The sequence below is a fragment of the Thalassotalea ganghwensis genome, assembly GCF_053485795.1.
The window spans coordinates 1-469 of record NZ_JBQRUM010000073.1; the positions used below are offsets into that span (position 1 = coordinate 1).

The 469-nt window shown below is 41.8% G+C and carries 1 protein-coding gene; it reads right to left on the reverse strand.

Going from position 1 to position 469, the window contains the following annotated elements:
• Positions 1-295 (reverse strand): GntR family transcriptional regulator (locus ACSLUH_RS19540; protein ID WP_448570084.1); only part of this gene is annotated, 295 nt, incomplete at its 3' end.
• Positions 296-469: the final 174 nt, after the last annotated feature.

Here is a 469-nt window from a genome sequence, read left to right on the forward strand (position 1 = left end):
TGTATTCAGAATGAATCGCAAAGCTCTGTTCAACGCTCGAAACCTTACTGATAAATTGCACAATTTGTGGCGTTCGATGTTGGCTTTTATGAACCGAAACGTAATACCCCGCTTGAGGGCGAGCATGGATCCATCCTTGTGATTCCAGCTCTTGGTAACAGCTGACTGCCGTAGACATGCTCACTGACTGCTGTTTTGAAAGCTGTCTAAGTGAGGGCATACGACTACCTTGTGGCAACTTACCCGACTCTATTTCATGAACAAATTGGCTTGCCATCATTCTGTACATACTCATAAGCGAAACTGTACTTCTCTTTTTATCAAAAATTGTATCTGTACCGGTGACTGTACACGAGTAATACTATTTTGCAACAATTAAGGAGTACAGTTATGAAACGAAACGATTTATTTATAGTGGTGCTAGTGATGGCCATCTGGGGTTTCAACTTCTCGATGATTAAGATGGGCA